Below are 5761 nucleotides of genomic sequence, written 5' to 3' on the forward strand. Positions count from 1 at the left end.
ACTCATAAGGATCGGTCATGCCCGGCATGCTTCACGACAAGGTCATCATCGTCACCGGCGGCGGTGGCGCCATTGGCGGCGGTATCGCGCGACTGGCCGCCGCCCAGGGCGCGCGGGTGGTAGTCAACGACATCGGCGGCTCGGTGGGCGGCGATGGCGTCGATGCCGGCCCGGCGCAGCGCATGGTGGACGAGATCCGCGCCGCCGGCGGGCAGGCCGTGGCCAGCACCGCGAGCGTGGCGTCCTGGGACGGCGCCCAGGCCATCGTGCAGACGGCCCTCGACGCCTTCGGACGGGTGGATGGCGTGGTCAACAACGCCGGCATCCTGCGCGATGCCATCTTTCACAAGATGTCGCCGCAGGACTTCGAGGCGGTGGTGCAGGTGCACCTGTTCGGTTCGTTTTACCTCAGTCGCGCCGTGGCGCCGCTGTTTCGCGAACAGGGCGGCGGCGCCTTCGTGCACATGACCTCCACCTCGGGCCTGATCGGCAACATCGGCCAGGCCAACTACGCGGCGGCCAAGCTCGGCATCGTCGGGCTATCGAAGTCGATCGCGCTCGACATGCAGCGCTTTGGCGTGCGCAGCAACTGCATCTCGCCATTCGCCTGGAGCCGCATGATCGGCTCCATTCCCACCGACACCCCCGAGCAACAGGCGCGCGTCGAGCGCCTGAAGCGCATGACGCCGGACAAGATCGCGCCGGTGGCGGTGTTTTTGCTGTCCGACGCCGCCGGCGAGGTCAACGGCCAGATCTTCGCCGTGCGCGCCAACGAGGTGTTTTTGATGTCGCAGTCGCGCCCGCTGCGCTCCATCCACCGCGACGGCGGCTGGACGCCCGAGCAGCTCGCCGAGCGCCTGCCGGCGGCATTTCGCGAGCAGTTCTACCCGCTCGCCGTGTCGGCCGACGTGTTCGCCTGGGATCCCATCTGATGGCCATCGACTATCAGCGCCTGCTGTCCTGGCCGGTGCCTGAAATTCGGCAGTCTTACGGCGTGCGCGACAGCCAGCTGTACGCGCTCGCCGTCGGCCTGGGCGCCGATCCGACCGACCTTCGCCAACTGCCGTTCGTCTATGAAAAAGACCCGCAGGCCCTGCCCACGCAGGCGGTGGTGCTGGGCTACCCCGGCTTGTGGATGAAAGACCCCGGCACCGGCATCGACTGGGTGCGCCTGGTGCACGCCGAGCAGGGCCTGACGCTGCACCGGCCGCTGCCAGCGAGCGGCGAGGTGATCGGCCGCACGCGCGTGGTCGGCATCAACGACAAGGGGCCCGGCAAAGGTGCCATCGTCTACAGCCAGCGCACGCTGCACGATGCAGAAAGCGACGAACTCATCGCGACGCTCGACATCAGCACGTTTTGCCGCGGCGACGGCGGCTGCGGCGGCAGCGATGCGCCACCGATGACGCTCGCCCCGACGCCCGAGCGCGCACCGGACGTGGTGTGCGAGCTGCCCACCCTGCCGCAGCAGGCGCTGCTGTACCGGTTGTGCGGGGACCTGAACCCGCTGCACGCGGACCCCGAGGTGGCGCGCGCGGCCGGCTTCGAGCGGCCGATCCTGCACGGCCTGTGCACGTTCGCGGTGGCCGGGCACGCGCTGCTGCGCACGGCGGGCGAGTACGACCCTAAGCGGCTGAGGTCGATGCAGGCGCGCTTCTCGGCGCCGGTCTACCCCGGCGAGACGCTGCGCACCGAGATCTGGCACGAGCGGAGCCGGATCGCGTTTCGCACCCGGGCGGTGGAGCGCGACGTCGTGGTGCTGAGCCACGGCCGGGCCGAGATCACCTCGACCTGACGTGAGGACTCAACAGGCCGTTGAAAAAGGGCTTTCCTGCCCTTTTCAACTCGGCTCGTCGCGGCACCGGTCCGCGACGGCCTCCGCAGATCGCGCGCTTGTCGTGCTTGATCTGCGGGCAAGCCATCCCTGGCTTGCCCCAACAGGCCGTTGAAAACGATTTTTCAACGGCCTGCCAATCCCCGCTGGCAGCACGCCGCCGGGGACACGCGCGTCAATCCAGCTTTCTGCGCTGCTGACGCTGCTTCTCGCCGGTGAGGTAGTAGTCGCCGCGTACCGCGAGATCGGCCTCCTCGGCCTCCTCCGCCGACCAGTGGCCGAGGTTGTAGCCGTACCAGGGCTTGCGCAGTTTCAGTTCCGGCAGGCCGAGCTCCTGCCACAGCTTGAGTGCGCCTTCCATGAACTCCTGCCGCGGCAGCGACACTGGCGGATAAGGCCAGTCGCGCGTGGCGTCGATCAGCAGGCCCGACATGCGCGGCTTCTCGCCGGTGAGACCACGATTGGCGCCCGGCGGCGCGATCGACGGGTCCAGCGGCATCAGCGGGATGTCGACGACGCGCACATCCCGATGCGGCTGCATGGCATAGGACAGCGCCCAGTAAATGGCACCCGGGTCGTGGATGTCGACGTCCTCGTCGACCACGATGGCGACCTTGCCGACGAATTTTTTCGCCAGGTGATCCAAGATGCGCTGGCCGTCGTCGTCCTTGCTGCGCCGGATACGCACCAGGCACACGCCGAACGAGCCCGAGGTTTCCGGGTAGTGGACTTCGAGCACGTTGTCGAAACCGCCCGCCTTGAGGTAATCGAAACAGGCCGCCTCCCAGCCGATGCCGCGGATCTTGGACGACTCGCTGGGCGGGAACTGAGAAAGAAACGCCTGATAAATCGGCTTGTTGCGCATGGTGATTGCAGTGACTTCCATGAACCAGGAATAGTCACGCGCCGCCATGTAGCCGGGGAATTCGCCAAACGGCCCTTCCATTTCCTGAAGACGCGTCGGCACGAACCCCTCGACCACGATCTGCGCCTGCGCCGGCACCAGCAGATCGTGCGACACACACTTGACCAGTTCCAGCGCGTGGCCGGCCAGACCACCGGCCACGTCGTACTCGCACACGTCGTTCGGCAGGCGCGTGACGGCGGTGTAGGACACCGCCGGCGGCACGCCGATGACGATGGCGGCTGGCATCTTCTCGTGCCCGCGCTCGCGCCACAGCTCGATGTGCCGGCGCATGCCCCAGCCCGGCGAGGCCGGGTACACGCCGATGCGGTCTTCGGCCTTGAGCTGGCCGCGGTAATTGCCGACGTTGTGCAGGCCGGTGTCGGGGTCCTTGCTGACCCAGTGCGAGGCGGTGGTGTAGGGCGCGTTGTCGAAGCCTGGGGTCGAGATCGGGATCGGCAGGCGCGACAGGCAGCGGTCCTTCAGGTCGTCACCGCGCAGGATCTGCTCGTGCACCGGGCCGTGGTCGACGATGACCGGCGCGATCGGGTTGGCCTGGGCGTGATCCCAGCGGCGCGGAATCTCCTCCACCGTGCACTTGAGGCCGAGCGCGTAGATGTCCGACGAGCCGGCCATCGCGCACAGTACCAGCGGCATGTCGTACTGGCGGCCCTTGGCGTCGATGATGTTCTCGAACAACCAGGCCTTGCGGTCCTTTTCCTCGAGGCCACGAAACTGCAGACGCACCAGCGGGTGCATCTGCGTGTCCTTGTCGATGGGGCGCGTGACGCGCTGCAATTTGCCGGCCGCTTCCAAAGCGGCGATGTACTCGTTCAGGTCGCGGTAATAGCGGGACGGCAGCTCGGACGCGGCGGTGGCCATGGCATCTCCTCCGATGGACAGGCAAACCGGGAGCGTAGCCGCCCGCTTACCGTACGGTCAATTGGGCGCGTCTGGTCTGGGCGAAAGCGGCCAGCGCCGACGCCCGACCGACCGCCAGATCGACCATCGGCCGGCCATGGTGCAGCAGATGAGGCGCGCCCATCGCCGCCAGCGCCTGGCTCACCAGCTGCTGCTGGCGCCGGGCAGCCGCAGCCGCGCGCACATTGGCATGCCGGCGCAAACCGCCAGCGGTGGGCCGCCGGCAGCGCCGGGTTGTCGGTCGGGCACAGCGAGCCGAAAAATCCCAGCGATGGAACTCTTCGGCATCGACCTCAAGGAAATTCTGAAAAATCCCCGCTTGGAATTGTTCAGCTCGCCGCCGCGCTGTGCACCCCCGCGGGGCGCTCCCTGAATCGACGACTTACGCCCTCGATTCAGGCCGGGCATCCTGCCCCGGGGGGGCGCTGAATGATTCAGCGTATCCCTAACAGGCCGTTGAAAAAGGGCTTCCTGCCCTTTTTCAACTCGGCTCGTCGCGGCACCTGTCCACAACGAGCCTCCCCCAAATCAAGCGCTTGACGCGCTTGATTTGGGGGCAAGCCATCCCTGGCTTGCCTGTTAACGCCCGGCGCGTGCCTGAATGATGTTCAGCGCCTTCAGCAGGTTCAGCGCCTCATGCACGCCGAAGTCGACTTTTGCCAGGTTGGCCTCGCCGGCGTCGGCCGCCGGCTGATCCGCCGCCTTCGAGTCCGCCGGCGCCGCCGACTTGGCCTTGCCGTTCGGATTGTCCAGATGGCGCGCCAGGTCACGCTCGCCGAGCGGCTGGAACGATTGTTCCACCGCCGTCAGCTGCATCCGTTCCAGCGGCACGTCGGGCTGGATGCCCTCGGCCTGAATGGAACGCCCCTTGGGCGTGAAATAGCGCGCCGTGGTCAGCTTCAGCGCAGCGGTTTCGCTGATCGGCAGGATGGTCTGCACCGAACCCTTGCCGAAGGTCTTTTCGCCCATGATGATGGCGCGGCCGTTGTCCTGCAGGGCACCGGCGACGATCTCCGAAGCCGACGCGGAACCCGCATTGACCAGCACCACGATCGGCACGCCGTCGAGGATGTCGCCCGCCGTGGCCGAGAAGCGCTGCTCGGCCTCCGGCCCACGGCCTTCGGTGTAGACGATGAGGCCATCGCTCAGGAAGGCGTCCGATACCGACACGGCGGCCGTCAGCACGCCGCCGGGATTGTTGCGCAGGTCCAGCACCAGGCCTTTGAGCGCGCCCGAGTTTTTTTCTTTCAGCGTGTTGACCGCCTCGCGCAGCTTGCGGCCGGTGTCCATCTGGAACTGCGACACGCGCAGGTAACCATACCCCGGCTCCAGCGTCCGGCTGCGCACGCTGTTGACCTTGATCACTGCCCGCGTCAGCTTGATCTGCAGCGGGCGCTCCACACCTTCACGCACGATGGTCAGCGTGATATCGGTGCCGGGCGCGCCGCGCATCAGTTTGACCGCCTCATTGAGCGTCAGCCCCTTCACGGCGGTGTCGTCGAGCCGGATGATGAGATCGCCGGCACGGATGCCGGCTTTCTGCGCCGGCGTGTCGTCGATGGGCGATATCACCTTCACGAAGCCGTCTTCCATGCCGACCTCGATGCCGAGGCCGCCGAATTCGCCCGAGGTGCCCTCTTTGAGTTCCTGGAATTCATCGCCTTCCAGGTAGGCCGAGTGTGGATCGAGCCCACTCAACATGCCGCGGATGGCGTTTTTGAGCAGATCGCTGTCGGAGACCGGCTCGACATAGTTCTGCCGGATGATGCCCAGCACCTCGCTGAACAGGCGTAGCTCCTGTACCGGCAGGTCCATGCCCGCCGCTGGCGAACCGTCACTGCGCTCGGCGTGGGCGCCGCCACGCTGCAACAGCAGGGCGCAGGAAAAACCGGCGGCGATCAGCAGCGACGCCTTCAACAGCTTGGACATGGACACTCCGCAGGGGGGCGCCGGCGGGCCGCATCACGCTGCCGGCGCGACATTCTTGAGGCGCAAAGTATACGGCCGCCGCGTGGCACTCATGTGCGGCGGGGGGCGCCGTGGGGCGGCGCCTGTGTACAATCGAATGTGTCATTGCGGTTGCAGATGCCGGGTTGGCGCCA

Annotated in this window: 5 protein-coding genes; 2 read left to right on the forward strand and 3 right to left on the reverse strand. The window is 67.1% G+C overall.

All coding sequences use genetic code 11. The annotated features are described in order from the left end of the window. Window positions 1–26: 26 nt before the first annotated feature. Both PHC73_RS10850 and PHC73_RS10855 read left to right on the forward strand, forming a co-directional pair. Window positions 27–932: an SDR family oxidoreductase gene (locus PHC73_RS10850; RefSeq protein WP_366949861.1), complete on the forward strand. Its 906-nt coding sequence runs from the start codon at window positions 27–29 to the stop codon at window positions 930–932. Continuing rightward, on the forward strand, window positions 932–1795 hold the full coding sequence (locus tag PHC73_RS10855) for a MaoC/PaaZ C-terminal domain-containing protein (RefSeq protein WP_300127914.1): 864 nt from the start codon (window positions 932–934) through the stop codon (window positions 1793–1795). Before PHC73_RS10850 ends, PHC73_RS10855 begins: the two co-directional genes overlap by 1 nt. Before the next feature lie 214 nt (window positions 1796–2009). Here the strand turns inward: PHC73_RS10855 and PHC73_RS10860 are convergent, their stop codons facing one another. From PHC73_RS10860 to PHC73_RS10870, 3 genes are all read right to left on the reverse strand, one after another. Next, entirely contained in the window at window positions 2010–3620 is a 1611-nt protein-coding gene (locus PHC73_RS10860) for a UbiD family decarboxylase (RefSeq protein WP_300127916.1), read from the reverse strand. A gap of 46 nt (window positions 3621–3666) precedes the next feature. Next, window positions 3667–3804, reverse strand: a complete 138-nt coding sequence (locus tag PHC73_RS10865) for a hypothetical protein (protein WP_300127919.1) — start codon at window positions 3802–3804, stop codon at window positions 3667–3669. Between the two features lie 434 nt (window positions 3805–4238). Then, the gene (locus PHC73_RS10870) at window positions 4239–5474 is read right to left on the reverse strand and encodes a S41 family peptidase (protein ID WP_366949862.1); all 1236 of its coding nucleotides are present in this window, start codon (window positions 5472–5474) and stop codon (window positions 4239–4241) included. Between the last annotated feature and the right edge of the window lie 287 nt (window positions 5475–5761).

It is taken from the genome of Immundisolibacter sp., assembly GCF_028696615.1.
Classification (GTDB): Bacteria; Pseudomonadota; Gammaproteobacteria; order Immundisolibacterales; family Immundisolibacteraceae; genus Immundisolibacter.

Bases quoted from the DNA above. Each gene is read 5' to 3' on its own strand.
- PHC73_RS10850 (WP_366949861.1), top strand. From the start codon at position 27: ATGCTTCACGACAAGGTCATCATCGTCACCGGCGGCGGTGGCGCCATT.
- PHC73_RS10855 (WP_300127914.1), top strand. From the start codon at position 932: ATGGCCATCGACTATCAGCGCCTGCTGTCCTGGCCGGTGCCTGAAATT.
- PHC73_RS10860 (WP_300127916.1), bottom strand. From the start codon at position 3,620: ATGGCCACCGCCGCGTCCGAGCTGCCGTCCCGCTATTACCGCGACCTG.
- PHC73_RS10870 (WP_366949862.1), bottom strand. From the start codon at position 5,474: ATGGACCTGCCGGTACAGGAGCTACGCCTGTTCAGCGAGGTGCTGGGC.